Origin of the sequence: Pseudomonas sp. SW-3 (assembly GCF_016615645.1) — a bacterium.
GTDB lineage: Bacteria > Pseudomonadota > Gammaproteobacteria > Pseudomonadales > Pseudomonadaceae > Aquipseudomonas > Aquipseudomonas mandelii.
Window position 1 is genome coordinate 1,979,739 of the sequence record NZ_CP067098.1, and the last position, 26,632, is coordinate 2,006,370.

The following is a 26,632-nucleotide window of genomic DNA, read 5'->3' on the forward strand; positions in this document are numbered from 1 at the left end:
CCGTTTCCCTTCGCTGCTCAAGCATAGTCGATCATGCATGGATACCGATGTTCTCGCGAGCCCTTGTGCAACAAGGGATGAACCGGGTGCCGAATGCTTCGTTGCGTCGCTGCAATGCCATCATCACTGTGAACGTGCCCGAGGAGAAGACGTGGATTCCCGATTGAATGCTTTTCTTGAACGCGCCGATGCTGTCCTGGCCCGTATCGAACCGCTCTTGCCTGCTCCTCGGCAAGCCATCGACTGGACGCAATGCCTGGCCGCGCGCTGGCAACGCGAGGGCCGCAGCGGGTTTCTGCTGCCGCTGCATGTCAGCCTCGACACGCGGTTGTCCGACTTGATCGGTGTCGACCGCCAAGTGGAGCAACTGGGGCGAAATACCCAGCAGTTCCTCGACGGCATGCCCGCCAACCACGCTCTGCTCTGGGGGTCGCGCGGCACCGGCAAATCGTCGCTGGTACGCGCATTGCTGGCCGAGCACGCCAAGGCCGGCCTGCGGTTGATCGAGATCGAGCGCGATCACCTGGCGGACCTGCCGCGCGTGGTCGAACAGATCGCCAGGCTGCCTCAGCGTTTCGTGCTGTTCTGCGATGACCTGTCGTTTGAGTCGGGCGAAGGCGACTATCGCGTGCTCAAGAGCGTGCTCGACGGCTCGCTCGAACAGGCGCCGGATAACGTCTTGCTGTACGCCACCTCTAACCGTCGCCACCTGGTGCCGGAAAAGGAAAGCGATAACGAAAACTGGAAACGGGTCGATGGCGAACTGCATCCCAGCGAGGCGGTGGAAGACAAGATCGCGCTGTCGGACCGTTTTGGATTGTGGCTGTCGTTCTATCCGTTTACTCAAGAGCACTTCCTTGACGTCGTCGAGCACTGGATCGGGCAATTGGCCGGAAAATCCGGCCTTGAGTGGCAGCGTAACGAAGAGCTGGACATCCTCGCCGTGCGCTGGGCTACGGGCCGGGGCAACCGCAATGGACGCTGCGCGTATCAATTTGCCCGCTATTGGGTGGGGCTGAAGCTGTTGGAGCACAAAGCATGATCGATTTACAGAAGAGCGGCCAAGGCCTGGACGGTTACGGCATGTTATGGGCGCAGCTGGAGTCGCTACTGGCGGACGAGCGTGACTTTATCGCCAACGCTGCGCAGTTTTCGGCGTTCCTGTACAGCCAGCTCGACGACTTGAACTGGGCCGGTTTCTACCTCAATCGCGACGAAGAACTGGTGCTTGGCCCGTTTCAGGGGCAGATCGCCTGTGTGCGGATTCCGTTCGGTCGCGGCGTGTGCGGGACGGCGGCGGCGACCTTGAAGACCCAGTTGGTCGAAGACGTTCACGCGTTCCCCGGGCACATCGCCTGCGACAGCGCCTCGAACAGCGAGCTGGTCGTGCCGCTGGTCAAGGACGGTCGCCTGATTGGCGTGCTGGACCTCGACAGCCCGAGTCTGGCGCGGTTTACCGCTGACGATCAGGCCGGTATCGAGCAACTGGCGGCGATTTTCCTGCGTCTGACCGATTGCTGATCACACCCTCAAGCCAGCCTTGAGCAACAGGCTTGACGGGTCGACCGCATCGATCTGCCTTGGATCGAGGAATCGGTCGGCGTATTGCAGATAGATGCCGGCGTTGATGAACAAGCCGAACAACTCCGGATCGATATGGGCGTCACGGCACATGGTGGCCATGATGCCCAGCGCTTCGCTCAAGGTTTTGGCCTTCTTGTAAGGGCGATCGGCGGCGGTCAGTGCCTCGAAAATATCGGCAATCGCCATCATCCGTGCCGGCAGACTCATTTCTTCGCGCTTCAACTGTTTGGGGTAACCGGTGCCGTCCATTTTCTCGTGGTGGCCGCCAGCGATTTCCGCGACGTTGTTGAGGTGGCCGGGGAAGGGCAAGTGGCTGAGCATCAGGATCGTCTGCACCATGTGGTGGTTGATGATGTAACGCTCCTCGCGGGTCAGCGTGCCTCGGGTGATGCTCAGGTTGTAGAGCTCGCCTCGGTTGTATTTGTAGCGCGGCACATCGAGCTTGAAACCCCAGGGATTGTCTTCCGGAATCAGTTCGCTTTCGGCGCGTTCGAACAGGTGCTCGGGCTTGTCCGCCAACAGCGGCTCGCTGACCGGCAAGGTCGGTGCCGGGGTTCGTGCCTGGCGGCGGTTTTCTTCCCAGGACACACCGATTCGATCGTCCAGGGTACGGGTCCAGTTGCGCTGGGCAATGCTGCGCAGCCGTTGCAGATCGGCTTCGGCCATGGCCTCTGCGCCCAGATTACAGCGGGCGACGAAGGCGAAATCATCATCCAGCCCGGCCAGGTTGGCATTGCGCAATTCGGCCAGGTGCTGCTCGTCACCGCCCAGGGCGACGGCTTGCCAATAATTGATCCAGGCATCGCGCTTGAGGACCTCGAAACGGGTGCGGATTTCATGGATGCGGTCGTTCAGGGTCTCAAGCTTGGTGGCTTTGTCGACCACGTATTCAGGCGTCGTGACCTTCCCGCAATCGTGCAGCCAGGCCGCAATGTGCAGGGCTTCCCACTCATCTTCGGTGGGTTGGTAGTCGCTGAAGGCCGGGGCCTGACTGGCGGCCGCCGCCTGGGCGAGCATCAGGGTCAGCTCCGGCACTCGCTGGCAGTGGCCTCCGGTATAAGGGCTCTTGGCATCGATCGCGCCGGCCAGCAGTTGAATGAAGGCGTCCAGCAGTTGTTTCTGTTTGGCTTGCAGGCGCTGGCTCTCAATGCTCACGGCCGCGGCGCCGGACACCGCCTGGAGAAACGCGATGCGGTCCGGGCGCAGTTTTTCCAGGTCGCTTTGTGTGCCGCTGTCGGTCAAAAGCAGGATCAGCAGGCCCACGGTTTCGTTGTGCCGATTGTGCAAGCGGATGCCGATCAGGTGCACCCGGGGGTATTCCAGCGCGAGCATCACCTTCTGCAAATCCCCCGCCTGTTCGAAACCCAGATTGGTCACGATATTGTCGGCGTTCGACAACTGCTGCAGCCACTGAGGACTCTGCGGATCCTGGAGTTCGTGTCCCTGAACTCCGAATGAGGGCAATGCTTGTGACGTGCCATTGATGACCAGGCCCTGGGGCTCCATGCGATCGCTGTCACGTTCGCGCAGGTAAATAAGACCGGCCTGGGCTTGCCCGATCTTCACGGTTTCAAACAGCACCCGCTGCAGCAACGGCGCAAAGCGGGTCTCCGCGCTCAAGCTATCGGTGATCTGGAAAAAACTGCCCAGAGTATCCTTCATCCGCGCCATCGACACGCTCAGTTGGTCAATTTCAAGCACCGGCGAACTGTGGCCGATCGGAAAGTCGAAATTGAAACTGCGCACCGCATCGGCTTCCTGCACCAGCGTGCGCAGGGGCTTGACCAGGACTCTGGAGGTCAACCATCCCACGGGCAGGCATAGCAGCAATGTCGCCAGAGTAATCAGCGCGCCTTGCCAGCGCATGCGGTAGGCATCGGCGAGCAATTCGTCCTCCGGCACCAGCAACGCCAGTTGCAGTCCCTGGGGGCCGCCCTCCGTCATGCTGCTGCGCGCCACAATCCATTGACGACCGGCGGCGTCCAGCCGATTGCTGGCAGGAGGATTGGAGAGCAGGGCGCCGAGGCCGGGGCTGAGGTCGGCAGCCTTGTTCAGGCGAGCGGTCTGGCCGTCAATGATCAGCTTGTCGCTGTCGGGGTAGGCGATGGCATTGCCCTGGGCATCGAACAGCACGATTTCGGTATGGGGCGTCACCACGTGTTTGGCCAGGGTGGCCGACAATTCGGCCAGGGTCAGGTCGGCACCCATCACCGCGTTTTCACCACTGCGCCGGGCCAAGGTAGTGCCGACGTTGCGGGTGGAGAAAAAAACGTAGGGATCAGTGGTGATCTGGTTCACGTCGCCGCGTGCGCTGGAGAACCAGGCACGAGTGCGGGGATCGAAGGTTTCGTCGGGGTTGTCCAGGCGGTTGATGAGTGTCAGGGATTGATCAAAAAACAGGGATTGGGAGCGGATCTGACCACTGCTGCTGTGCTCGATGCTCCAGACCTGAAACGCCGCTGAATCGGGGGCTTTCAGATCAGTTCTCAGAGATGCCGTCCGCAAGGGGCGGACCATGAAAAAATCACCATTGCCATAACCCAGGTACAACGATGCCAGGTTGGGGTTGTCGTTGAGCGACTGGCTAAAGGGCTGGAGCAACGCCAGGCGTTGCTCCAGATCCGGAGCGCGGGTCGCCGGGTAGTCCGCCAGCAGGCTCAGCAGATGGCGAATCGGTTCGTAGGTGCCTTGCAGGTCCAGGCGGACATCCTGCTCGATGCGGTTGAAGAGCTTTTCACTGCTGGAAAGAATGATCTGCGTGGTTTGCCCGTAGTTGAAAATGCCCAGCACCGCACCGGTCAGCAATAACAGAAAGGTGAACATCACACTGATATGGATGTGCAGCGGAAACCGGCGTTGATCCGGGCGCAGTGGGCTGGGCATTGCGGGTCTCTCCATGATGTTTAACACACTGCTCAGCGTCCAAGCATAGTTAAGGCTCCATCATTCTGCTTTTCTCGTTGTGGCCTATCTGTTGCTGCAGCGCCTGCTCCAATGCCAGCTCCAGTTCGACCATCGCCCGGTCCATGGCCTTGGTGCAATTGACGACTGCTTCAGGGGGGAGCACGTCATGACAGGCGTTTTCCAGCGCCTCGCAGCTGTCGATCAATCGGCAAGCCTGGACGATTCGCGCAGCACCCTTGATTTTGTGGGCCACCTCGATGAAAGCCTGCCGATCTTCCGTGGGGGACAACGCCAGCAACTCTTGCCGATCCAGACGGTTGCTGTTCAGCAGTTCGGACAACAGGCGCCGGTCCAGTGTCGGGCTGCCACCCGTCAGCAGATGCAGCCCTTCAAGACTGAAGGCCGGGGCGCGGACCGTTGGCGCAACGCCTTCAACCCATTGACTCAAGGCTGTCAGGCTCAGGGGTTTGAACAGGCAGTCGTCCATTCCGGCTTGTCTGCAGCGTTGTATTTCCTCCGGTTGTGCGTTGGCGGTGAAGCCCAGCACGGTACAAGGCCGGCTCTGCGTTTGCTGTTCATGTTGGCGAATGGAGCGAGCCAGTTCGTATCCATCCATGATCGGCATGTTGCAATCGACGATCACCAGATCGAACACGTTGTCCTTCCAGGCCTTCAACCCCGCTTCGCCATCCGGTGCGGCGCTGTAGCGATGCCCCAGGAACTCCAGTTGCTGACACATGAGCAAGCGATTGGCGGGATGGTCGTCGACCACCAGGACGTTCAGCACAGCCGAGGTCGGGTGAAGGGGCGGTTCAGCGGTTTTCAACACCCGCTCGGCTGGCAGTGTTGCAAGGTTCAGCGAGATCCTGACCTGAGTGCCGATACCAGCCTGGCTGCTCAACTGCAGGTTGCCGCCCATCATCTCGCACAGATTGCGGCTGATCACCAGACCAAGCCCCGCGCCGCCTCTCGTTGCCTGCGCGGAATGATCGGCCTGGGCGAAAGGCTCGAACAAACGCCGTTGGTCCTGTTCGCTGATCCCGACCCCACTGTCCTGAACCTGTAACTGCAACAGCACCCGGCCGGTTTCGTCGGTCGGATGCAGTTCGACCACAATCCGGACCTGACCCTGTTCGGTAAATTTGATGGCGTTGCTGACGAGGTTGGACAGCACCTGCTTGAAGCGCATTGGGTCCAGCAGGACATCGGAGGGTGGTTCTGCCGGGTTGAAGTCCAGCCGCAGGCGCAGATTTTTCTGGCGGGCCAGTCCGTCGAAAATCCGCACCACCGACGCCACGGTTTCTCTCAGGTTGACGCGTTCCGGGCTCAGGCTCAGGCGACCGGATTCAATTCGCGCAATATCAAGAATGTCCCCGATCAGGTTCAGCAGGTCTTTCGCCGAGTGGTAGGCCACGTCAATGGCCGGGCGATCCGGGTGGCTGTGATCGATACGCTTGAGGGTCAGTTCGAGCATGCCGATGATGGCGTTCATCGGCGTGCGGATTTCATGGCTCATGGTCGCCAGAAAGGTGCTTTTGGCACGGTTGGCTTCATCCGCACGCTCTTTCGCGGCACGCAGGTCGTCGAACAGTTGTCGGCGCTCGCTGATGTCGATCCAGCCGCCAATGATGCCTTGTACTTCACCGCTGGAGTCCCGGTAGGGAAGTATCCAGTGATAAATCGTCAGTGTGCGGCCACCGATATGCAATGGCCGATCGAGAATCAGCGGAGTTCCTTCGGCCACGACGCGTTGGTAATCCGCCTGGTATTCCTGGGCTTCAAATGAGTTGCTCAAGCTGCCCTGCATGACGTTTTTACCAATCACGTCTTCGCGTTTGGCGCAGAAGACCTCCAGATAACTGTCGTTACAGCTTTGCAGCAAGCCCTGGCGATCGCGCACGTAGATGGGATGAGGCGTGCCGTTGACCAGCGATCCCATGAACTCGAGTTGGTCGTTCAGGGCGAGCTCGGCGGCCAGGCGCTGATTGATCTGGCGACGCATGTAAGCGTTCCAGGTCATGGACATCAGCAGCAGCACGCCGACACCCAGAACGATCTGATAGAACACTCGGTGATAGTTGCGCCAGGTACTTTGCGAAGCAGACGAGTAGCCTCGCCAGCGGCTGTTGATAATGCCCAGCTCTTCCGGCGCGATGCTCAGCAGGGCCTTGTCGAGGATCGAACCCAGCTCTTTGGCGTCGCGCCCGGTCGCCAGGGAGAACGCGGCTTGCCGGGTACCGATGGTGGTGCTGATTTGAAGTGCGTGCTCGAAGATTCGCGATGAGATGAAATAGTTGGCAATCACCAAAGAGCTCACCGTCCCTTGCGCCTGACCCTCGGCGAGCAATTCCACGGCGCTGAAGGTGTCCGGCGTTTCGATCAGATGGATTCGCGGGAACTCGCGGCGCAGGTAGTCCGCCATAGGATTGCCTTGGGCGATAGCCAGGCGCTTGTCCGTGAGTTGCGTCAGATTTGACGGGCTGTCGGCAGCTTTGCGAGTGAGCAGTACAACGGAGTTTTCCAGATAAGGACGGCTGAAGTTCAGCATCGCTTCACGTTGGGTGCTGGGGAGCAGGGCGGCAATCAGGTCGGCCTGATGGCTGTTGACCTGCTCGATCATCTCGTCATCGTTACGGCTGCGATGGATCTCGAAGCGCAAACCGGTGCGCGATCTGATCAGTTCGAGCAAGTCGGCGGATACGCCCCGGAAGTTACCGTCGCTGTCGAAAAAGGTCAGCGGGGCCAACGCTTCGTTGACCACGACCCGCACGACGGGATGTTGCGCCAGCCAGCGTTGTTCACGGTCGCTGAGTTGCAGTTTCTGATCGGTGAGAAGAATGTCACTGCCCGCACTCCAGCGTTTGGCGATGTTTTCTCGCTCGCTGCCAGGGGTCGCTTTGAGGATGGCGTTGATGATCCCGAGCAGAGCCGGGTTGCCCTTGTGTACGGCGAAGCTGAAACCGTGGGCCTCGTGTTTACCAAAGTTGGCCATGCGGATGTTGTTTAGATACCCCTTGTTGATGATGTAATGGGTTGAAATGGTGTCGCCCAGAAAAACATCGGCCTGGTCGAAAGCCACCGCATTGATTGCATTCTGGTAGGAGGGGTAGGAAGTGATGATCGCTTTCGGGTACAGGGCTTTGACTTCGTCCAGCGGCAAGTAGTGATAAACCATGCTCAGGCGCAGTCCGGCGAGCCCGTCGCTCAGGGATCTGGTTTCGCCTTCCCGTGTCACCAGAACCGGTTGATCCACGGCATAGGGCAAGGACAGCACGATGTCCGCATTGCGGGCTTCAAAACCATTGGCGCTGCCGAGCATGTCGACCTCGCCTTTTTCCAGGGCTTTGATCGCGTCTCCCCGGGAAACGTAGCGCTGGACCTTGACTGGCAGGCCGGTGGCCTTGCCCAGGATGCCCGCGTAATCAGCAGTGAAACCTTCGTAGTCGCGGCCGCTGATGGTCAGGTCGAAAGGTGGGTAGTCGGGGGCAGAGGTGCCCAGAATCAGTTCACGCTTATTGTTAAGCCATTGTTGTTGCGATTTATCCAGTTGGACTTCCATGTGTCCGGTCATTGAGCGACTGAGCAGAGTGTACTGCTCGCTCGCCGTCGGTGCCGCGTGCGCTGAGGTGCTCAGACATAAACCCGCGACCAGCGGTATCAGATAATCCATTAAACGACTGGGCATCCTGTTTCTCACACTAACGCGTTGCGTTTTGCCATATCAATGAGTTCAACGAGTGATTTGGCCTTGAGTTTTTGCATGAGACGTTTTTTGTAAGTGCTGACAGTCTTGTTGCTCAGGAACATGCCCTTGGCAATTTCCTTGTTAGTGCGGCCTTGGGCAAAAAGTTGCAATACCATCAGCTCTCGGTCATTGACTGACTTGAACAGTTCAAGGTCGGAATATCGTTCATCGTCAGCACGGACAGGATTCAAGGCCTGGCTGGGGAAATAGTTGTAACCTGATAGTACCGCTTTAATTGCGCTCACCAGTTCACTAAGGTCTTCCTGTTTGCATACATACCCGGACGCGCCGGATTGCATGCAGCGAATACCGAAAAGTGTCGGGCACTGGGCTGTTAGAACCAGCGTTTTGAGGGGGGTACTCATTGCGTTGAAGCGGGAGAGAACTTCCAGCCCATCCAGTTTGGGGATGCTGATGTCAAGAATGACCAGGTCTGGCATGCATTCACGAACCATCTGCATGGCATCGACCCCATTATCAGTTTCGCCGACGACTTTGTAACCCTCATGTTCGAGCAACATTCGGACGGCAAGACGGATGACAGGGTGATCGTCGACAATAAAAACGGAGTTCATAATCAAATCCCATACGCGCTCAAATAAAGCGCGCACCTTAGCTCAGATAGTTGAGGGGGGGATCAACTGACAGGCCTGTAGTGGCAATATAAGATAATTCCTACATTCGAAGAAGAATCGGACTACGGATCAACTAGGTTTTGCATGAGGATCAGTCAAGGTGTTGTTTGTGCGTTTGGTGGGTCGGACAGATTGATTTGAAATGGATTAGATTGTTGTTTAAATGTTTTTTAGTGTGTCTTTGTTTGGGAACGTTTTTACAGTGAAATCAAGGTCAATAAGTTTCTAAGGTCTGATTGTTTCAGGGGTTTTATCAAATAGCCCAACAAGGGCAGCCCGTGTTCGACGGCTATTCTTTCAAGAGCGTCCAGTTCAATGGATGTCAGACTACTCAGCACAATGGCCTGTCTGATCATTCCCATTTGGCTGGTTGGCCCTGAGCTGGAAGGGGTGGTCTTCCACCAGCAAGATGCGCCAATCGTGTTCAGACATGGGTTTTTTCATGCTTCATCTGTCGAGCAGAGGGCGCGTGATTATTTCGCGATCGGACCGTTCATTCGATCAGTCGGCTCTGCACGATTCTGCTGACGCGCGGATTGAAACGAGAAATGCACGGAACGTCGATCAGCCGGTCAGGAGGCCCTGGCGCGGCTGAACGATGCACGGTTATCCGTGGCTTGAGCGACCGGTCATTTCCAGTGCCATTTGACTGGCATAGCTGTCGGTCATGCCGGCGATGAAGTCGATCATTCTCAGGAACGAGGTGTGTAAAGGACCATGAGGATCGGGCGCATTGTTGCCTAGCAGGTCGAGGATGCGCCGGCTCTTGAAGGACGGTGTTCGACCGTTGTGTTGTTCCAGTGCCGCGCCACAGAATGCGTTGAGGAGGATTTCGAGGGTGGTATAAGCGCCGATTTCGTGCAGCGTCTTGCGCTTGTCCTGGAAGATCTTTTTGCGCGCCATGTCTTTGGCATTCAAGACGCAGCGCTTGGCCGGACCATGCATGTGCTCCACCAGATCGCCGGGCAGCGTGCCGGCCAGCAGCGAGTCCTGTTGCTCGACGAAGGCCCGGGCGGCGGCATTGGTCAGGTGCTCGATGGCCTTGCCCCGCAGGATCGCCAGTTTACGCCGACGCGAATCCAGTGGGCCCAGTTGGCGATAGGTTTCCGGGAGATCATCACCCACCAGGTCGAGCAGCAAAGACTCGACTTCGGCGTACTCCAGCAGGTCCATTTCCAGGCCATCTTCCAGATCGATCAGCGCGTAACAGATATCGTCCGCAGCCTCCATCAGGTACACCAGTGGATGGCGTGCCCAGCGCTGTTCCTCCAATTGCGGCAAGCCGAGCTTAAGGGCGATCTGCTCCAGCAACGGCAGTTCGCTCTGATAGCAGCCGAACTTGTGCTTTTTGTAGCCCAATGAATCGGCGTGCTTTGCCGTCCACGGGTATTTCAGATAAGTGCCCAGCGTGGCGTAGGTCAGCCGGGTGCCGCCGTCGAATTGATGGTATTCGAGCTGGGTGAGCACCCGGAAGCCTTGGGCGTTGCCTTCGAAGTTCAGGAAGTCATTGCGTTCGACGTCGCTCATGGCGTCCAGCCAGCCACGGCCGGCGGCCTGCTGGAACCAGTGACGGATCGCGTCCTCGCCGGAATGCCCGAAGGGTGGGTTGCCGATGTCATGGGCCAGGCAAGCCGATTGCACCACCATCCCCAGGTCGCTCGGTTCGCACCAGTCGGGCAAGGCGCTGCGAATGGTCTCACCGACGCGCATGCCCAGCGATCGACCCACACAGCTGACTTCCAGCGAGTGGGTCAGGCGTGTGTGGATGTGATCGTTGCTGGTGACCGGGTGGACCTGAGTCTTGCGCCCGAGGCGGCGAAAGGCACCCGAGAAGATGATGCGATCGTGGTCTTTGTGAAAAGGGCTGCGGCCGAGTTCTTCCGGGCTGTGCAGAGGCTTTCCGAGGCGTTCGCGGGTAAGCAGGGTTTGCCAATCCAAGGCTGGACTCTCCGTCAGGTGACTGAGCCTCTAGCTTCCGGGTTCGTGCCTGCGCCTGCAAGCGGTACTAGAGCCCGGCGGCGTCGATGTCGATGAGCAGCAGTCGCTCGCCGTTGTCGAAAAATTGCCCGGCGGTGAGGCAATACTGATTGCTGGTGGCATCGCGGTAGGTCGTGGACAGTGTCAGGCGCCGCTCTTCCCAGCCCTCGGCCAGCAACTGATAGAAATAGGGTCGCCACGACCAGTTATGACCCAGGTAGCGGTTATCGGACTCCCAGCCGTTGTTGCGCCATTCCAGATTGGGCGTCAACTGGGTGCCGTGACGGTCGCATTGATAGAAGCGCAATAGCCATGGAAACGCCTGCAGCTGTGGCAGGGCGCTCAGCGGCGCACGGGCCAGGGCCCAGGCTTGCAGGATCGCCATCAATTCGCAGAGTTGCTGGCGCATGATCATCAGTCGACCGCGTTCGCCCAGTTTCTGCTGAACATAACGCTGGCGCAGTTGCGCGAAACGTTCGACAAAGGCGTCGGTGGCGAAGAAGTCCTCCTGCGCCCGGGCAAAGAGAAATCCTTGTACGTAACGCGAGCCGCACTCCAGGGCGAAATTGAGCTGATCTTCGGTTTCCACTCCTTCGGCAATGATCCAGCACCCGGTTTTCTCGGCCATTTGCGCCAGGGCTTTCACCACGTCGCTACTGGGGCCGCCCAATGCCGCGGCCTGGAACAGTCGCATATCGAGCTTGAGAATGTCCGGTTGCAGGGCCAGCACGCGATCAAGTTGCGAGTAACCGGCACCAAAATCATCGATGGCGATCCGTGCCCCGGCGTGTCGATAGCGTGCCACGACGTCGGCCAGGCGCTGGATGTCGCCCCCCAGTTCGGTGATCTCGAAGACGATGCGTTGTGGATCGACGTTGTGTCGGCTCAATTGCTTGAGGCTCGGTAGAGCCTGGTCCGGCCGTAAGCGGTTGATCCAGCGCGGTGATATGTTCAGGCTCAGAAACCAGTCCGATGGCGCTTCATGCAAACGGCTCAGCGCGTTATCGCGGATCTGCCGGTCAAGGCGACGAAGGGCGATGGCGGGTGTTCGCGGGTCGGCGAACAACGGCCCCACCGAAGCCAGTTGACCGTCGGCCTGTCGCAGTCGACCCAGCGCTTCCACACCCGCGATACGGCCCGTGGCGGTATCGATAAATGGCTGAAAGCAGGCGAGCGGTTGCCCGTCGATCACGAGGCCTCCTTAGTAAGGTCTTGTTTTTGGATTGAGCTGTTCGCCGGGTAGGCACACAGGATTGAACCTCTCGATAAAGAGGTTAATCCCGGTGGTGTTGCAAGAATGCAGCCAGATAGTGGCTATTCAGTCTTTGCGCGAAGAACCCTGCATGACCAATTTGATCAGGGGGCCCAGCGTTGTGCCCAGGCGAACCAGCCGGGTCAGGCTGCCGGTACCGCCGTTCTTGGCACCTTTACCGGTCAGAAAACCGAGCAGCGTCACGGCGGCCATGCCCCAGAGCGGGGCGTGCTTGATGCCGAAGCCATCGTGCAGGTTTTTCGTCATCCCGCGTACCCGCTGCAGGGGTTGCAGCAATTGCGCGGATTCGTGACGGATTTCCTGGCGATGCATTTCCATGCGCAGGCGTATCAGCGCCTTGCGCATTTCGGTGCGAGAGCTGTTATGGGGCAATTCAGGCAGGCTCATGGCAGCAGGCGCTCCCTATCGTTGGCCAATTCTTCCAGGGTGCCGTGGAAGGGTGAGGACTCATCGAAAATCGCTGCTTTCAGGCGCATGGCGCAGAAAACTGCAGCCAGGGTGTAGAACACACAGAGTCCGATGATCGCTGGCAGACGGTAAGTGTCCCAGAACAGAATCAGCACCAGCGTCGACAAGCCCACCAGCAACAGCAACGCAAAGACCAGCGCCAGGCCTGCAAACAGCAACAGGCTTACGGTGCGCGCTTTCTGTTCCTGCAACTCGATGCCGAACAGTTCGACATGGCTGTGCAACAGTCCAAGAAAAGCGGCACCCAGGCGCCGCGATGAAGAGCTTGTGCCCGTCGCGGACGAGCTGGATTCACCGATAGACATATCAGCGCCGAGTGGCCAGCAGGCCAATCAGAAAACCGACACCCGCCGCAATCCCGACCGATTGCCATGGATTGGTCTGCACGTAATCTTCGGCAGCGGTAACGGCAGCCTGGCCGCGTTCGCGCAGGGAGTCTTCGGTCAGCTTCAACGTTTCGCGGGCACGCAGCAGGCTGTCGTGGATCTGGGCGCGCAGCTCATCGGCCTGATCGCCAGCCAGGGTTGCGGTGTGTTCCAGCAACCGCTCGGTGTCGTTGACCAGAGTCTGAAAGTCGTTCATCAGGATATCTTGAGCAGTCTTTGCTTTGATGCGGGCCATTGGTGATCTCCGTAATTGGCTTCTGAAGCGTTCGAGTATGAGCGTTATGTGAAGGTTCAGTACAAATGACTGGTACAACTTTTGCTATGTCATGGTGCATCAGCCCGCGCCGTTGCGCTGTTGCCGGGCATGATTTCAGGAAAACCCTGATTCAAACAATTAAAACTCGCGTCTAGGTTTCAGCCTTGTGCGCCAAAGCGGTTCATGGGGATCAATGCCTTGATCCTGCGAGCCGCAACTTGGTGCACAAATTCCCTGCGCGAACCGCTTTGGTGCCTTTTAGCCTTCAGGTCTGCCAACCCATGGAAAATCTGCAAAGCGCTGTGGACAGTCTGGTCCATAGCTCCAATACGTTGTTCATTCTTATCGGTGCGGTCATGGTTCTGGCCATGCACGCCGGTTTTGCCTTTCTTGAAGTCGGCACAGTTCGACAAAAGAATCAGGTCAACGCCTTGTCGAAGATCCTCAGCGACTTCGCCATTTCGACCCTGGCCTACTTCTTTATAGGCTATTGGATTTCCTACGGGGTCACCTTCATGCAACCAGCGGCGGTGATCAACGCGGATCATGGCTACGGGCTGGTTAAGTTTTTCTTTCTGCTGACCTTCGCGGCGGCGATTCCGGCGATCATTTCCGGAGGCATTGCCGAGCGCGCCAGATTCGTTCCGCAGTTGTGTGCGACGGCGCTGATCGTGGCGTTCATCTACCCGTTCTTTGAAGGCATGATCTGGAACGGCAACTTCGGGCTGCAAGCCTGGTTGCTGGAACAATTTGGCGCCAGCTTCCATGACTTCGCGGGCTCGGTCGTGGTCCACGCCATGGGCGGATGGCTGGCCCTCGCGGCGGTGTTGTTGCTCGGCCCCAGGCAAGGGCGTTATCGCGAAGGGCGGCTGGTGGCGTTCGCACCGTCGAGCATTCCCTTCCTGGCATTGGGTTCGTGGATCCTGATCGTCGGTTGGTTTGGCTTCAACGTCATGAGCGCCCAAACGCTGCAAGGCGTCAGCGGATTGGTCGCGGTGAACTCGCTGATGGCCATGGTCGGCGGCACCGTGGCGGCACTGATCGTCGGACGCAACGACCCGGGGTTTCTGCATAACGGTCCACTGGCCGGGTTGGTGGCGATCTGCGCAGGTTCCGACCTGATGCACCCGGTGGGCGCGCTGGTCACCGGTGTGATCGCCGGGACCCTGTTCGTCTGGTGCTTCACCGCGGCTCAAGTCAAATGGCGCATCGACGATGTGCTGGGTGTCTGGCCGTTGCATGGTTTGTGTGGTGTCTGGGGAGGACTCGCCTGCGGCATCTTCGGTCAGAGTGCATTGGGTGGTCTGGGTGGGGTGAGCCTGATCAGCCAGTTGATCGGCACCTCGTTGGGTGTGATCGTCGCGTTGCTCGGTGGTTTTGTGGTGTACGGCGGGATCAAGGCGTTGCATGGTCTGCGCCTGAGCCAGGAAGAGGAGTATTACGGTGCGGACTTGTCGGTGCACAAGATCGGCGCCGTGAGCCAGGACTGATTCACTTTTCTTCATCGTCGCTCCCGGGATAAAAACCGTGCAGCAGACGATAACGATCATGCCGTATCTGGTCGGCCCGCTCCTGTACCTGATGCGCGGGTAACCCCAGCATGATCAGGGCGTGGGAGGCGAGCATCAGGCTCGATTCCAACAGCTCGGGCACGACTTCGCTGGCGCCGGCCGCTTTCAACTCGGTCAGTTGGCTGTCGTCTCGAGTGCGTACCAGGATCGGAATCTTCGAGTTCAATCGGCGCGCTTCCTGGAGAATCAGCAGCGCGATGTCGGTCTGGTCCACGGCAATCACCAGCAGCCTGGCCCGCGCCAGCCCGACCGCGAGCAGCAATTCACCGCGCCGCGAGTCGCCGTAATGCACACAGGTTTCATCCACGGCAGCTTCCTGGACACGCACCGGATCGGTGTCCAGCGCAAGGTAAGGTTGGCGCGCGTTGCGCAATGCGCGGCCGATCGACTGACCCACGCGACCGTAACCACAGATCACAACGTGGTTGTGCAAGTCGGCGTTAAGCGCGCTGATTTCTGCCAGTTTTGCTTCTTCGTTGGGCTTGCGATGCAGGCGTGTCGCAATGTGGGGGGCGGCGCGCAGCAACAACGGTGTCACCAGCATCGAGCAGAATGTCGCGGCCAGCAGAAGACCTCCGAAGTCGGCGGGCATCAGTTTGTTTTGCTGCATCTGCGCCATCAAGGCAAAGCAGAACTCGCCACCCTGAGCCAATGCAAGGCCGCTGCGCCAGGCGGTTTCGCCGTCGCTGCCGCGCCATTTGACCAGCAGCGCGACCACTGTGCCCTTGATGAGCAGTAACCCAAGCGTCAGGCCGAGAACCATAAGGCCGTGGCTGACAAACAGCTGCAAGTCGATCAGCATGCCGATGCTGACGAAAAACAACCCGAGCAAGATGTCGCGGAACGGCCGGATGTCCGCCTCGATCTGGTGCCGATAGTGGCTTTCCCCCAGCAGCATGCCGGCGAGAAATGCACCCAGGGCAGGGGAGAGACCGAGCAGGTGAGTCAGCCACGCGGTCAGCAAAACGATGACCAGCGCCAGCAGCACGAACAGCTCCGGGGAGCGGGCGGCGGCAACTTCATGGAACAGGCGGGGCAACAACCATCGACTGGCCAGCAACAAACCACCGAACAGCACCAAGGTCTTGCCCAGCGTCAACGGCAATGCCCAATACCAGGCTTGATCGCTGTTGCCGGCGAACACCGGCACCAGGGTCAGCAACAGCACCGCCACCACATCCTGGAACAGCAACACGGCGATGGCATTCTGGCCGTGACTGCTGAATATCTCGCCGAGGCTGCTCAGCTCCTTGCTGACTATGGCCGTAGAAGACAGCGACAGACCGGCACCGAGTAACAACGCAGGCGTCGTCGGCATGCCGAACAGCATCAGCAATGCCCCCATCAAAATCCCGGACACCAACACTTGCAGGCTACCAAGGCCGAACACCACCCGACGCAGCTCGATCATCTTCGACAGGGAAAACTCCAGCCCAAGGGAGAACAGCAGAAACACCACGCCCAACTCGGCCAGGTCTGGCAACTCTTCGCTTTCATTCACCCAGTTGAACGCCGTCGGCCCGATCATCAGCCCTACGCACAGGTAGCCCAGCACCGGAGGCAAACGCAGGCGCTGGAACAATGCAATCACCACCAGGGAGGAGGCGAGAATGATCAAGAGGTTGGCGAACACGAAAAACTCCGGTGAGGGGCTGGCTACTCAAGCGTAGAAGTAAAAAAAACCTGAGCATCACGTAATTGGCCGCTGGAGCGACTGATATGCGTCAGGGTTTTACCGCCGCCCATTGCGATTTGTGCTCAAGGGCAGAAAATTCACTGGCTCGACGGCTTTTCGGAGCAAGCCTAGAATAGGTTCTTAATTTTTTAGGTTGAGCGCTCATGCTTCCTGAATGTCAGTTGTTCGGCACCCTTGGGTGCCACCTCTGTGAAGTGGCCGAAGCCATGCTGATGGAGTTTGTCGAACGTGGTCTGCTGGTGGAGCTGGTAGATATCGCTGAAGATGAAACATGGTTCGAAGCTTACAGCCTGCGTATCCCGGTGCTACGGCGGGTCGATACCGGCGCTGAACTGGGCTGGCCATTCAATGCCGACGAGGTGGTGGCGTTCCTGCGTTAAGCGGTTTTGTGGTTGGCGATGTCCCGTTTGTCGAACTTTGCGAATGATCCCCTTGGCTTAACCGATGCTCTTCGGATACTGTATGCGCATACAGTTATTCGTAATATTGCCGTTCGCCCCTGGTTTTCAGGTTCGAGCAGGCAGTATCGGGCGTGAGAGGGGAAGATCGTGGTCAATGTCGAACAATTGAAAAACAGCGTGAACCGGATGTCGGTTGATGTTGTGCGCGAGGCGGTCCTCGAATTGCGTCTGGATGGTCTGGTCACGGAAGGAAAAACTCCCTTCAACAAACTGCACTTCAACACCTGCTTTGCCGAAATCGAAGCATTGTTCCAGCGCGCGGGTTATCACCGCCAGCTCGATGTCGTGGGTTATCAGGGCTTGTTGTACGCGCTTTATGATCCAGGCCGCTGGGAAGCGGTCGATGTGCTGCGCTGGCTCAAGGAGTTCACCGAAGCGGCGGCGCGCAAGCAGATACCGGCGTGAGGATTCTCTTCTAGGTTCGTTCCGGCCACTGTTGGATAATGCTGGCCTGTATTGATGGTCAGAGCGTTTGTATGTCCACTTCATCTTTTTCTGCTTCGCACAACCAGGCCAGCACGCTCTATTTGCCGCCGGGTCCGTGGCAGACCGTGCTCGATTGCCTGTGCGACCACTTCAGCGCTATTGGTCGTGAACAATGGCTGGACAGGATTGCTCGTGGTCGCGTGCTTGACGGGCACGGTCAACCGATCGCTCTGGATCTGCGTTACAAGGAAGGCCTGCGGATTCATTACTTTCGTGAGGTGCCGGACGAAAAACCGATCCCGGTGGTCGAGTCGATCCTGTATGCCGACGAGCATCTGGTGGTGGCGGACAAGCCGCATTTTCTGCCAGTGACGCCTGCCGGGGAATACGTGGAGCAGACGTTGTTGCGGCGGCTGATCCGTCGCCTGGATAACCCGAATCTTGTGCCTTTGCATCGCATTGACCGGCACACGGCGGGACTGGTGTTGTTTTCAGCGAACCCTGAGAGTCGCTCGGTTTACCAGTCATTGTTTCCTACACGGAATATCGAAAAACGCTACGAAGCAATCGCCCGCGCATTGCCTGAACTCACCTTTCCACTGGTTCATAAAAGTCGGCTGGTCGATGGCGAGCCATTCTTTCGCATGCAGGAAGGTCCGGGTACCAGCAACACCGAGACGGCAGTTGAGGTTCGTGAGAAGAACGGCGATCTCTGGCGTTATGGACTTTATCCAGTGACCGGCAAGAAACATCAGTTGCGGGTGCACATGACTGCTTTGGGCGCCAGTATCTGCAACGACCCGTTCTACCCGCAGGTGCTCAAGGATGTCGAGGACGACTATGCCAATCCCTTGAAGCTGCTGGCTCAGGGTTTGCGGTTTGTCGACCCGGTCACAGGCCAACCACGTGAATTCGAGAGCACCATCACCCTGCAATGGTGATCACAGTGCATCAGGCACGAAAAAGCCCGCATCAAGCGGGCTTTTCTGTATCCGGTGGTGCCGTAACGATTACAACTCTTTAACGGTACGAACCTGATCCTTGTTGATGCGGGTGTGTTTGCCATCAAGCTGTTCGAACTCGTAGAAACCCGATTCGTCATCGTATTTTGGCGCGTCGACGGCCTGGATTTCGCGACCGTCATTCAAGGTGATCACTGTAGGCGATGCGCAACCGGCGAGGGTTGCAAGGCCCAGTGCGAGCATGAGAGTGGCGAGGGTCCGTTGAGTCATGAGTGTGTCTCCGAATATGAATTCTTTTGGTTACTGAGCTTGAGACGTATGCAACGCGCGCAAGTTCCTTCTCGTGTCAGTCTGACACAGTGTTGTGTGCACTTAACAGCTCCGGCGTGTTGAGGTTGGCCAGGCGAGGATCGTTATCGGGGCATTGCAGGGCGGTAGCGCCCAATTTGCGCATGAGGCGTCCCGGACTGCGTTCGCCCTCATTCCAGGCTCTTTCAAACGCTGCCGAAAGCGCCACCGGGATGATGCACAGCAACGGCTCCCAGTGTTCGTTATGGCGCAGCATCAGCGGTTTGTCCGGATGCTGGCGGGCGGTTTCGCGCATGCTCTGGAGCAGGGCCGCATCGATGCGCGGCACATCGCACGGCAACACCAGCAGACAGGCGTGGCGGGCGGCCCTGAGGCCGGCGCGAATACCGGCCAAGGGTCCCGGGAAGTCGCCTTCATCGTCATGGACCAACTGGTCGGCAAAAGGCGCATATTTTTCCAGGTTCCTGTTGCAGGAGATGATCAGATCATCACTCAGCGCGCGGGTCTTGCGATGCAGGTGCGCGATCAGTGGCTCGCCATGCCATTCCAGCAAACCCTTGTCCTGGCCGCCCATGCGTTGGCCTCGACCACCGGCCAGGAGCAGAATGGAGCAGGGCGGCAAATGTGTACTCAAGGTCATGGCACGTCTCCATGGGGGCGGCGAAAAAACGGGGCGCTGTGATATAACACCGGGCTGTTTATCCTACAACTGGACGAGCCTATGAAAGCCAAGGCTGAAGTACCTTTCGCGCCGCTCAACATCGCGGTGTTGACGGTCAGCGATACCCGCACCCTGGAAACCGATACGTCAGGGCAGCTTTTCGTCGACCGCTTGAGCGCTGCCGGCCATCACCTGGCCGCTCGGGTTTTGCTTAAAGATGATCTCTACAAAATTCGCGCGCAAGTCGCCAACTGGATTGCCGAGGATGTCGTGCAGGTGGTGTTGATCACCGGCGGTACCGGGTTCACGGGGCGCGACAGCACACCGGAAGCGGTGAGCTGTCTGCTTGACAAGCAAGTCGACGGTTTCGGCGAGTTGTTCCGGCAGATTTCGGTCGCGGACATTGGCACTTCGACTGTTCAGTCCCGGGCCCTGGCGGGTTTGGCCAATGGCACGCTGGTCTGCTGTTTGCCGGGTTCGACCAATGCTGTGCGCACTGGCTGGGATGGCATTCTCGCCGAACAGCTGGATTCGCGGCACCGTCCCTGCAATTTCGTCGCTCACCTTAAACAGGCGGCACCTTGTGAATCCCGTGGGTAAGCCCGGCAAAGCCGGTAGCTTGATGGCGGTCGAAGTCGCGCTGGCGCGTTTGCTGGAAATGGCTGAGGCATCAACGATAGGTGAGCGTGAGCGCTTGCCGTTGGCACAGGTTGAAGGTCGCGTACTGGCCGATGACCTGGTCTCGACGCTTGATCTGCCGCCCTGGCCGAACAGTGCCATGGACGGCTATGCCTTGCGCGTCGCTGACTGGACGGGCGAACCCTTAATGGTCAGTCAGAAGATTTTCGCCGGCCAGGCACCCGAACCATTGAAGCCAGGTACCTGCGCCCGAATCTTTACCGGTGCGCCTGTACCGGCAGGTGCCGATTGCGTCGAGATGCAGGAGAACGCCGAGGTTCAGGCGGACGAGCGCGTCCGTTTTATCGAGGCAATGGCCCCGGGTCAAAATATTCGCCCGCAAGGCCAGGAAACTACCGTTGGCGAACTTGTTTTGCCGGCGGGCACCCGTCTGGGACCTATCGAGCAGGGCCTGGCGGCGTCGCTGGGATGTGCTGAGCTGAACGTGGTTCGCAAGGTTCGTGTCGCAGTCCTGTCAACCGGAGATGAATTGATAGAGCCGGGCCAGCCCCTCGGGCCGGGACAGATTTACAACAGTAATCGCGTGTTGCTGTGCAGTTGGTTGCAGCGCTTGGGCTGTGAAGTGATCGATGCCGGAATTCTTCCCGATGATTTAGCGGCCACTCGCGCCCGCCTTGGGGAATTGAAGGATGTCGATTTGATCCTTTCTACCGGCGGCGTGTCGGTGGGAGAAGCCGATTTTCTGGGCATTGCCTTGCGCGAAGAGGGCGAGTTGACCCTGTGGAAACTCGCCATCAAACCAGGCAAGCCGCTGACGTTCGGTCATTTTCGCGGCGTCCCCGTGATTGGTTTGCCCGGCAACCCTGCGTCGACGCTGGTTACATTTGCCTTGTTGGCCAGGCCCTATCTTTTGCGCCGCCAGGGTGTGAAAGAGGTCGAGCCATTAAAGTTTCAGGTGCCTGCAGGATTCGACTGGCCAAAGGCTGGTAATCGCCGAGAGTATTTGCGTGGACGCCTGGAGAATGGTCGGGCAATCATCTACAAGAATCAGAGCTCCGGGGTGCTCCGCAGTGCCGCTTGGGCTGATGGTCTGGTTGAAGTACTGGAAGACCGCACGTTGATCGAAGGCGATGACGTGAACTTCATTCCGCTGAGCGAAGTCCTGAGCTGATTCTGGCGAAAGTCTTGCCACGCAAGCCCGGTAGATCGTGCCGGAGCTTGCGTGTATGGCTAGCGTTTAACGAACCAGAAGTGACACGACCTGATCAAAGCGGCTGTTGGCGACCCAGCCCAGCAGCCCCAGGACCACGGCTGTTCCACCCGCAGAATAGGCCAGCCTGTGTTTGATGGATTTAACATCGCCACGGACCTCTTCCATGTCTCTTCGGATGTATTTGAGGTGTGTCTCGAGTTCAATGACGCGAGGTTCCATATCAACTCCTCCGGCGGATTTTGCGCTGTTATTGAATTCAGCCTGATGATTGGCGCGATTGCCTGCCGATGGCGCGACCTGACTGATCGGCAACCTGATGTCATGGCTTTGCATGGGCTGAAACGCTCCTTGCCTTCAAGCCCTTTGGATGGCCGACACTGGTGTTGATTGCGCTTTGTGTGGCCCTTGAAGAAGGTCTACTCATGGTTTTCACATCCCTGTGTATTGAATGTTGATGACTGATGCCGCGGACCTCAAGGTGTACCAATCGCCAAGGTTGGTCAATTGAGCCGATTCCGCACATGTTGTAAGAAAATTTCCCGCGCTGTAGGACCACAAGGCTGTACGGCTCAAAAAAATTCAAATCCTTGCGACTTTTATAGGCGGTGGTGAGGTCAACATCTCTCATACGGAGTCCAAACATGGGAGCGGCAATAATGAGTGAGCGCAAAGCGCTGTTGATTCTGCATGGCAAGCAGGCGCTCAACGAGGAGGTCCGTGCGGCCGTCGACGTTAAACGCCAGCAGGGCTGGGAGTTGGCCGTCCGACTGACCTGGGAGGCGGGTGACGCGCAGCGGCTGGTGGAAGAAGCCTTGAGCGCGGGCTATACGCAACTGATTGCCGGCGGCGGTGATGGCACCTTGCGTGATATCGCCGAGGCCATGGCAGCGCATTCGACGCAGGCCAGTCTGGTGCTGATGCCGCTGGGCACCGCGAACGATTTTGCGCGTGCCGCCGGTGTGCCGCTCGAACCCGCTCTGGCGCTGGACCTTCTGGAGGTTGCACCGCAAGCGATCGATCTGGGCGAGGTGGGCGGTCAAGTCTTTCTGAACATGGCCACCGGCGGCTTTGGCAGTCAGGTCACGGCGAATACCTCGGAAGACTTGAAGAAAGTCCTCGGGGGCGCGGCGTATCTGTTCACCGGGTTGTCGCGCTTCAGCGAACTGCATGCTGCCTACGGCGAGTTGCAGGGGCCGGACTTTCATTGGAGTGGTGAGCTTTTGGCGTTGGGTATCGGCAATGGCCGGCAGGCTGGCGGTGGTCATGTACTGTGCCCGGAGGCGCTGGCTGACGATGGGCTGCTGGATATCAGCATTTTGCCGGCGCCGCAGGAAGTGGTCGGTACGTTGAAAACGCTGCTGGCCGATGGCTTCGGCATCGACAACATGTTTGTGCGAGCTCGCCTGCCATGGGTCGAGATCAAAGTTGCGGAAGGCCTCTACATCAATCTGGATGGCGAACCTATCGAGGGCGAGAGCCTGCGATTCTCGGCGCGTCCAGCGGCATTGCGCGTGCATTTGCCGCAGAATTCGCCTCTGCTGAGCGCTTCGAAAACGGTCAGTCGTCGAGGCTGATGATTTGCTCGCGCACGGCAAACAGCACCAGGCCGGCTACGTCGTAGATCTGCAGGCGCTTCATGATCTGCGAGCGGTGGGTTTCAACGGTTTTGATGCTGAGGCCCAGGCCATTGGCGATTTCCCGGGTGGATTTGCCCCGAACAATCAGTCGCAGGATTTCCAGCTGGCGGGCCGTCAGGTTGTGTGAGTCCGCAGCCTCGGGTTGATGCTTCTGGTTACGAATCAGTGCCTGGTTGATGACTGTGTGGGCAATGGCCGGGCTCAGGTAACGCTCGTTGTTGCGCAAGGCATCCAGGGCATGTTCCAGCTCGGTGGCCGTGGTGTCTTTGAGCAAATAGCCATGGGCACCGGACTCAAGCGCCTGCATGATCAGGGCCGGGTCGGTGTGCATCGACAGGATCAACACCTTGCTTTGCGGGCGGACCTGCTTGAGTCGCTGCAAGGCTTCAAGGCCGCCGGTCTGCTTCATGGAGATATCCAGCAGAACGATGTCAGGGGACAGCTTCTCGACCATCTCGAGTAGCTGCGAGCCGTCATTGGCCTCACCAATGACCGCGTAGCCGGGAATATCCAGCACCAGAGCGCGCACGCCTGCCCTGATAAGCGAGTGGTCATCCACCAGAAGTAAGTTACAAGTCAATGCATAACCTTATTCGTACTGGCCCGTTCGAGCGCACGGGGCGCCCAGGGAAAGAGTGCTTCGATTTGAGTGCCTTTGCCCGGCTCGCTGGTCACGACCAGGGTACCGCCCAGTTGATCGATCCGTTCCACCATCCCGGCCATCCCGCGTTGCCCCTCGCGACCGGGGTCTGCGGCTGGTGCGAACCCCAGGCCGTCGTCGCTGATCAGCAGCGCCAAACCCTGGGGCATGCGTTGCAGGCGGATCAGCAGGTTATTCGCTTTGGCATGGCGAAGAATATTGGTCACCGCTTCCTGGGTGATTCGAAAGGCGGCCACCGCCATTTCTTCCGGTATGCCGGTCAGGCGTTGATGGCATTCCAGGCTCCAGTGAATTGAAGTATTGGCCAGGGTCTTGAGCAAATGCGCACGCAGGCTGGCTTCAAGTCCGAGGCTGGCCAACTGCCTGGGATTGAGAATGGCCGAGACATCGCGAACCTTGGCAAGGGTTTCGTCCAGTGTGTCGCAGAGCACCGTGCACTGGCCTTGCATGTCTTCAGGCATCCGGCGTTTGAGCCATTCACTTTGAAGTTTTGCCGCGGTCAGCAACTGGCCGATGTCGTCATGTAGTTCCCTGCTGAGACGATGACGTTCATTTTCCTGGACCTCAAGTAGACGATCGGCTAGTTCTTGTGGCTGAAATTTTATTGATTTGCTCGACAGGAAATGTTGTACCCAGACGCAGCCAAGTGCCGCCATGTTCAGTACCAGCAGACTCATCGGCACTGAAGCAGACAAGCTGAAAACCAGCAGGCTGCCGAGTGCCGAGGCGGTGCACAGCAAAAGCGTTAACCGCCGCGCATTTTTTTGGGAGGGGAGCCGTGGGGTGAATGACTTGAGGCTGGCGTACATAGCGGATGGAGCCAATGGATGTTCGCTGCGGGCAGACCGGCCATCGTGGATGACGGGTCTCTGTCTGAAATCTGTAGTGACTCGTCTCTAGCCGTGCAATCCAGGGCGGGGGCTGACAGCACCTTCAAATTCGGCCTGCACTCGTCTGGAGTCACTTTGACATTAGAATGGCGTCAACTAATGGTCGGCATAATACCATTTAAGCTACCGTTGGTCGCGTTCGGTATATATGTCTATTCAGTCAGGAATTAGGGGTTTAGGACGATAGTTCCATAATGGAAAAAGTTTAACGGAGGGAATAGTTATTTGCATCGAGCTGTCGTTGACATGAGCACACTCCAATTAATGAGCGGCATCATGACAATGATAATACGCAATAAGGCTTGGTTATCTGGCGGATTAAGCCTGCCGCTCCGAATAGGAAACAAGCGTGAAGGGTTTGGAATTAACCGGAGGCTGGAAATGACTTTGTCCGACCTGAAACGCAAAGGCTTCAATCAGGGAAGTCTGTTCACTTTCATCCAGGCTGAGTTGGCCGGTGGTCTGATCGATGAGTTCGAGTTGCCAGGCCATCAACGTAAAGCAGTCCTTCAACGCACACAGGGCCTGGTCGTGCAGTTGCATGTGGCCTTGGGCGTGGTTCAACAAGCCATGGATGTGCAGCGAAAATTCAGAAACCGCCTCCAGGGCCAGGGCATCCGCCTTACTCGCTAATTTGAGCAGGCTGCTGAGCATGCAATCGATTGCGTCTTTGTCATTGCTGATCAACTGCAGATGGCTAAGGCACTCTTCCGATTTGGCCAGGAGTGTTTCAGCCTCGACGAGGAACTCCGGAAAGCGCTGAGCCCACTGTTTAGTGTCGTTCGGCATGGTTATCTCCACAACGTCATGTCAAATGAGGGGATGTCGTGTGTGTCGACGAAGACGTCCAGCGTCCCGACGCTGCCGTGCCGGCATGAGATCGCGCTCCGGCTGGCCTGGGCGCAGGCTGGGGAACTCGAGAGGGTGGATGGCCACTTACCTGCGATCGCACACAAAAGCCTGACTCCGTTCATGCAATGAGAATGGCGTCACATTAATGGCTATTGGATATTGCGAATATCAGGTTGGGCCTGATTGTTACTAGGGGAATCCCTTACACAGGGGAACCTAACGTGCAAACCGAGGTCGCGCCGCAGGGGATGAAGCAGATGAAATCGCTGCGCCAGTAAAGCATGATGTTAATGTGACATCAATGCCCGATCATGGCATTTTGTCTCAGGGTCAAGGTCTGGCCAAAACTGCCGATAACCCTCTTTAGTGAATTCATCAGAACAAGCCCAGGAGTCATTAATGGCCGGCATTCTCGACACGGTAGACCAACGCACACAACTGGTGGGTGAGAATCGCCTGGAAATTCTCATGTTCCGGCTGGCCGGTCGGCAATTGTTCGCGATCAACGTTTTTAAAGTGCAGGAAGTGTTGCAACTGCCGAAGCTGACCCTAATGCCCCAGCGCCATCCGTTTGTCTGCGGCGTGGTCAACTTGCGTGGGCAGACGTTGCCGGTGATTGACCTGTCCCAGGCCATCGGCATGCGTCCGCTGGTGCCTGGCCCTACCAGTACGATCATCGTCACCGAGTACAACCGTTCAGTGCAGGCGTTCCTGGTTGGCGGCGTAGACCGCATCGTCAACATGAACTGGGAAGCCATTCTGCCGCCGCCGGCCAGCGCCGGCCGCCAGCATTACCTGACCGCCATCAGCAAGGTCGACGATCAGTTGGTGGAAATCATCGACGTCGAAAAAGTCCTGGCCGAAATCGTGCCGTACAACGCCAAGGTCTCGCGCGAGAAACTCGACGACCCGGTGCTGGAGCGCGCCCGTGGTCGTGAAGTGCTGTTGGTGGATGACTCCAACGTTGCCCTGTCGCAACTGCGCGACACCCTGGGCCAGTTGGGCGTGAAGATGCACATCGCCAGCGACGGCTTGAAGGCGCTGAACATGCTCAAGGCCTGGGCCGATACGGGCGTGTCGATGACCGACAAACTGCTGATGGTCTTTACCGACGCCGAAATGCCGGAAATGGACGGCTATCGCCTGACCACCGAAATCCGCAACGACCCGCGCTTGCGTGGCCTGTACGTGGTGCTGCATACGTCGCTGTCAGGCAGTTTCAACGACTCTATGGTCAAGAAGGTCGGCTGCGACAATTTCCTCTCCAAGTTCCAGCCGGACAAACTCGTCGACGTAGTGCGTCAGCGCCTGATGCTCGACGAAGTGCCGGCCTGACACGATTTAGGCTGCACACGATCAACCTGTAGCGAGCCTGCTCGCGAAGAGGCCATCACTGTCAACATTGATATTGGCTGATACATCGCCT

The 26,632-nt window shown here is 58.2% G+C and carries 25 protein-coding genes and 1 pseudogene; 10 read left to right on the plus strand and 16 right to left on the minus strand.

Annotation, left to right across the window (positions count from 1 at the left end):
- The first annotated feature begins 151 nt into the window (after window positions 1-151).
- Complete coding sequence (locus JIO00_RS08940; protein ID WP_010461274.1) at window positions 152-1,042, plus strand: ATP-binding protein; 891 nt, start codon at window positions 152-154, stop codon at window positions 1,040-1,042.
- Window positions 1,039-1,521, plus strand: a complete 483-nt coding sequence (locus JIO00_RS08945) for a GAF domain-containing protein (RefSeq protein ID WP_010461273.1) — start codon at window positions 1,039-1,041, stop codon at window positions 1,519-1,521. The genes JIO00_RS08940 and JIO00_RS08945 overlap by 4 nt, the downstream gene beginning before the upstream one ends.
- Here JIO00_RS08945 and JIO00_RS08950 read toward each other — a convergent pair whose 3' ends face one another.
- From JIO00_RS08950 to JIO00_RS08985, 9 genes and pseudogenes are all read right to left on the minus strand, one after another.
- On the minus strand, window positions 1,522-4,467 hold the full coding sequence (locus JIO00_RS08950; protein WP_200667983.1) for an HD domain-containing phosphohydrolase: 2,946 nt from the start codon (window positions 4,465-4,467) through the stop codon (window positions 1,522-1,524).
- Between the two features lie 49 nt (window positions 4,468-4,516).
- Window positions 4,517-8,173: a transporter substrate-binding domain-containing protein gene (locus JIO00_RS08955; RefSeq protein WP_200667985.1), complete on the minus strand. Its 3,657-nt coding sequence runs from the start codon at window positions 8,171-8,173 to the stop codon at window positions 4,517-4,519.
- 8 nt (window positions 8,174-8,181) lie between these two features.
- Window positions 8,182-8,808, minus strand: a complete 627-nt coding sequence (locus tag JIO00_RS08960) for a response regulator transcription factor (protein ID WP_010461270.1) — start codon at window positions 8,806-8,808, stop codon at window positions 8,182-8,184.
- Between the two features lie 257 nt (window positions 8,809-9,065).
- Window positions 9,066-9,300 (minus strand): annotated as a pseudogene (locus JIO00_RS29755) (hypothetical protein).
- Between the two features lie 174 nt (window positions 9,301-9,474).
- Window positions 9,475-10,806 carry a deoxyguanosinetriphosphate triphosphohydrolase gene (locus JIO00_RS08965; RefSeq protein ID WP_010461269.1) on the minus strand — a complete coding sequence of 444 codons (1,332 nt, stop codon included), beginning with the start codon at window positions 10,804-10,806 and terminating at the stop codon, window positions 9,475-9,477.
- Window positions 10,807-10,873: 67 nt separating this feature from the next.
- Entirely contained in the window at window positions 10,874-12,037 is a 1,164-nt protein-coding gene (locus JIO00_RS08970; protein ID WP_169858169.1) for an EAL domain-containing protein, read from the minus strand.
- A 126-nt stretch (window positions 12,038-12,163) separates the two neighbouring features.
- Window positions 12,164-12,505, minus strand: a complete 342-nt coding sequence (locus JIO00_RS08975) for a hypothetical protein (protein ID WP_010461265.1) — start codon at window positions 12,503-12,505, stop codon at window positions 12,164-12,166.
- Window positions 12,502-12,891, minus strand: coding sequence for a phage holin family protein (locus JIO00_RS08980; protein ID WP_042932237.1), 390 nt, complete (start codon window positions 12,889-12,891; stop codon window positions 12,502-12,504). The genes JIO00_RS08975 and JIO00_RS08980 overlap by 4 nt, the downstream gene beginning before the upstream one ends.
- 1 nt (window position 12,892) lies before the next feature.
- On the minus strand, window positions 12,893-13,207 hold the full coding sequence (locus JIO00_RS08985; protein WP_010461262.1) for a DUF883 family protein: 315 nt from the start codon (window positions 13,205-13,207) through the stop codon (window positions 12,893-12,895).
- Between the two features lie 302 nt (window positions 13,208-13,509).
- Here JIO00_RS08985 and JIO00_RS08990 point away from each other — a divergent pair, with 302 nt between their 5' ends.
- A complete protein-coding gene (locus JIO00_RS08990; RefSeq protein ID WP_010461260.1) occupies window positions 13,510-14,718 on the plus strand; it encodes an ammonium transporter in 1,209 nt (402 codons plus the stop codon).
- A gap of 1 nt (window position 14,719) precedes the next feature.
- Here JIO00_RS08990 and JIO00_RS08995 read toward each other — a convergent pair whose 3' ends face one another.
- Window positions 14,720-16,432 carry a cation:proton antiporter gene (locus tag JIO00_RS08995; protein ID WP_010461257.1) on the minus strand — a complete coding sequence of 571 codons (1,713 nt, stop codon included), beginning with the start codon at window positions 16,430-16,432 and terminating at the stop codon, window positions 14,720-14,722.
- A 206-nt stretch (window positions 16,433-16,638) separates the two neighbouring features.
- Here JIO00_RS08995 and JIO00_RS09000 point away from each other — a divergent pair, with 206 nt between their 5' ends.
- From JIO00_RS09000 to JIO00_RS09010, 3 genes are all read left to right on the plus strand, one after another.
- The gene (locus JIO00_RS09000; protein ID WP_010461255.1) at window positions 16,639-16,875 is read left to right on the plus strand and encodes a glutaredoxin family protein; all 237 of its coding nucleotides are present in this window, start codon (window positions 16,639-16,641) and stop codon (window positions 16,873-16,875) included.
- 168 nt (window positions 16,876-17,043) lie between these two features.
- Window positions 17,044-17,361: a transcriptional regulator gene (locus JIO00_RS09005; protein WP_145308626.1), complete on the plus strand. Its 318-nt coding sequence runs from the start codon at window positions 17,044-17,046 to the stop codon at window positions 17,359-17,361.
- 71 nt (window positions 17,362-17,432) lie between these two features.
- A complete protein-coding gene (locus tag JIO00_RS09010; protein WP_200667987.1) occupies window positions 17,433-18,323 on the plus strand; it encodes a pseudouridine synthase in 891 nt (296 codons plus the stop codon).
- 69 nt (window positions 18,324-18,392) lie between these two features.
- Here JIO00_RS09010 and JIO00_RS09015 read toward each other — a convergent pair whose 3' ends face one another.
- Window positions 18,393-18,614: a YgdI/YgdR family lipoprotein gene (locus JIO00_RS09015; RefSeq protein WP_010461249.1), complete on the minus strand. Its 222-nt coding sequence runs from the start codon at window positions 18,612-18,614 to the stop codon at window positions 18,393-18,395.
- A 76-nt stretch (window positions 18,615-18,690) separates the two neighbouring features.
- Window positions 18,691-19,293 (minus strand): molybdenum cofactor guanylyltransferase MobA, encoded by a 603-nt coding sequence (gene mobA, locus JIO00_RS09020; protein ID WP_010461248.1) that lies wholly within the window; start codon window positions 19,291-19,293, stop codon window positions 18,691-18,693.
- An 81-nt stretch (window positions 19,294-19,374) separates the two neighbouring features.
- Here mobA and moaB point away from each other — a divergent pair, with 81 nt between their 5' ends.
- Window positions 19,375-19,914: a molybdenum cofactor biosynthesis protein B gene (gene moaB, locus JIO00_RS09025; protein ID WP_010461247.1), complete on the plus strand. Its 540-nt coding sequence runs from the start codon at window positions 19,375-19,377 to the stop codon at window positions 19,912-19,914.
- A complete protein-coding gene (locus tag JIO00_RS09030; protein WP_200667989.1) occupies window positions 19,898-21,124 on the plus strand; it encodes a molybdopterin molybdotransferase MoeA in 1,227 nt (408 codons plus the stop codon). Before moaB ends, JIO00_RS09030 begins: the two co-directional genes overlap by 17 nt.
- 66 nt (window positions 21,125-21,190) lie before the next feature.
- On the opposite strand, the gene JIO00_RS09035 is transcribed toward JIO00_RS09030, so the two are convergent.
- Entirely contained in the window at window positions 21,191-21,499 is a 309-nt protein-coding gene (locus tag JIO00_RS09035; protein WP_010461243.1) for a hypothetical protein, read from the minus strand.
- Window positions 21,500-21,822: 323 nt separating this feature from the next.
- Here JIO00_RS09035 and yegS point away from each other — a divergent pair, with 323 nt between their 5' ends.
- Window positions 21,823-22,740 carry a lipid kinase YegS gene (gene yegS / locus JIO00_RS09040; RefSeq protein WP_077747905.1) on the plus strand — a complete coding sequence of 306 codons (918 nt, stop codon included), beginning with the start codon at window positions 21,823-21,825 and terminating at the stop codon, window positions 22,738-22,740.
- On the opposite strand, the gene JIO00_RS09045 is transcribed toward yegS, so the two are convergent.
- The 3 genes from JIO00_RS09045 to JIO00_RS09055 all read right to left on the minus strand — a co-directional run bounded on the left by JIO00_RS09045 (window position 22,724) and on the right by JIO00_RS09055 (window position 25,143).
- Window positions 22,724-23,383, minus strand: a complete 660-nt coding sequence (locus tag JIO00_RS09045) for a response regulator (protein WP_010461240.1) — start codon at window positions 23,381-23,383, stop codon at window positions 22,724-22,726. The genes yegS and JIO00_RS09045 overlap by 17 nt on opposite strands.
- On the minus strand, window positions 23,380-24,273 hold the full coding sequence (locus JIO00_RS09050) for a sensor histidine kinase (protein WP_077747904.1): 894 nt from the start codon (window positions 24,271-24,273) through the stop codon (window positions 23,380-23,382). Before JIO00_RS09050 ends, JIO00_RS09045 begins: the two co-directional genes overlap by 4 nt.
- A gap of 399 nt (window positions 24,274-24,672) precedes the next feature.
- The gene (locus JIO00_RS09055; protein WP_010461234.1) at window positions 24,673-25,143 is read right to left on the minus strand and encodes a hypothetical protein; all 471 of its coding nucleotides are present in this window, start codon (window positions 25,141-25,143) and stop codon (window positions 24,673-24,675) included.
- A gap of 462 nt (window positions 25,144-25,605) precedes the next feature.
- Between JIO00_RS09055 and JIO00_RS09060 the strand changes: the two genes are divergently transcribed.
- The gene (locus JIO00_RS09060; RefSeq protein WP_010461233.1) at window positions 25,606-26,541 is read left to right on the plus strand and encodes a chemotaxis protein CheV; all 936 of its coding nucleotides are present in this window, start codon (window positions 25,606-25,608) and stop codon (window positions 26,539-26,541) included.
- Window positions 26,542-26,632 lie beyond the last annotated feature (91 nt).

What these genes read in the sequence shown, in the direction of transcription:
- JIO00_RS08945 (WP_010461273.1), top strand. Translation starts at nt 1,039, where the DNA reads ATGATCGATTTACAGAAGAGCGGCCAAGGCCTGGACGGTTACGGCATG.
- JIO00_RS08950 (WP_200667983.1), bottom strand. Translation starts at nt 4,467, where the DNA reads ATGCCCAGCCCACTGCGCCCGGATCAACGCCGGTTTCCGCTGCACATC.
- JIO00_RS08955 (WP_200667985.1), bottom strand. Translation starts at nt 8,173, where the DNA reads ATGCCCAGTCGTTTAATGGATTATCTGATACCGCTGGTCGCGGGTTTA.
- JIO00_RS08960 (WP_010461270.1), bottom strand. Translation starts at nt 8,808, where the DNA reads ATGAACTCCGTTTTTATTGTCGACGATCACCCTGTCATCCGTCTTGCC.
- JIO00_RS08975 (WP_010461265.1), bottom strand. Translation starts at nt 12,505, where the DNA reads ATGAGCCTGCCTGAATTGCCCCATAACAGCTCTCGCACCGAAATGCGC.
- JIO00_RS08980 (WP_042932237.1), bottom strand. Translation starts at nt 12,891, where the DNA reads ATGTCTATCGGTGAATCCAGCTCGTCCGCGACGGGCACAAGCTCTTCA.
- JIO00_RS08985 (WP_010461262.1), bottom strand. Translation starts at nt 13,207, where the DNA reads ATGGCCCGCATCAAAGCAAAGACTGCTCAAGATATCCTGATGAACGAC.
- JIO00_RS08990 (WP_010461260.1), top strand. Translation starts at nt 13,510, where the DNA reads ATGGAAAATCTGCAAAGCGCTGTGGACAGTCTGGTCCATAGCTCCAAT.
- JIO00_RS09000 (WP_010461255.1), top strand. Translation starts at nt 16,639, where the DNA reads ATGCTTCCTGAATGTCAGTTGTTCGGCACCCTTGGGTGCCACCTCTGT.
- JIO00_RS09010 (WP_200667987.1), top strand. Translation starts at nt 17,433, where the DNA reads ATGTCCACTTCATCTTTTTCTGCTTCGCACAACCAGGCCAGCACGCTC.
- JIO00_RS09015 (WP_010461249.1), bottom strand. Translation starts at nt 18,614, where the DNA reads ATGACTCAACGGACCCTCGCCACTCTCATGCTCGCACTGGGCCTTGCA.
- mobA (WP_010461248.1), bottom strand. Translation starts at nt 19,293, where the DNA reads ATGACCTTGAGTACACATTTGCCGCCCTGCTCCATTCTGCTCCTGGCC.
- moaB (WP_010461247.1), top strand. Translation starts at nt 19,375, where the DNA reads ATGAAAGCCAAGGCTGAAGTACCTTTCGCGCCGCTCAACATCGCGGTG.
- JIO00_RS09035 (WP_010461243.1), bottom strand. Translation starts at nt 21,499, where the DNA reads ATGCAAAGCCATGACATCAGGTTGCCGATCAGTCAGGTCGCGCCATCG.
- yegS (WP_077747905.1), top strand. Translation starts at nt 21,823, where the DNA reads ATGAGTGAGCGCAAAGCGCTGTTGATTCTGCATGGCAAGCAGGCGCTC.
- JIO00_RS09050 (WP_077747904.1), bottom strand. Translation starts at nt 24,273, where the DNA reads ATGTACGCCAGCCTCAAGTCATTCACCCCACGGCTCCCCTCCCAAAAA.
- JIO00_RS09055 (WP_010461234.1), bottom strand. Translation starts at nt 25,143, where the DNA reads ATGCCGAACGACACTAAACAGTGGGCTCAGCGCTTTCCGGAGTTCCTC.
- JIO00_RS09060 (WP_010461233.1), top strand. Translation starts at nt 25,606, where the DNA reads ATGGCCGGCATTCTCGACACGGTAGACCAACGCACACAACTGGTGGGT.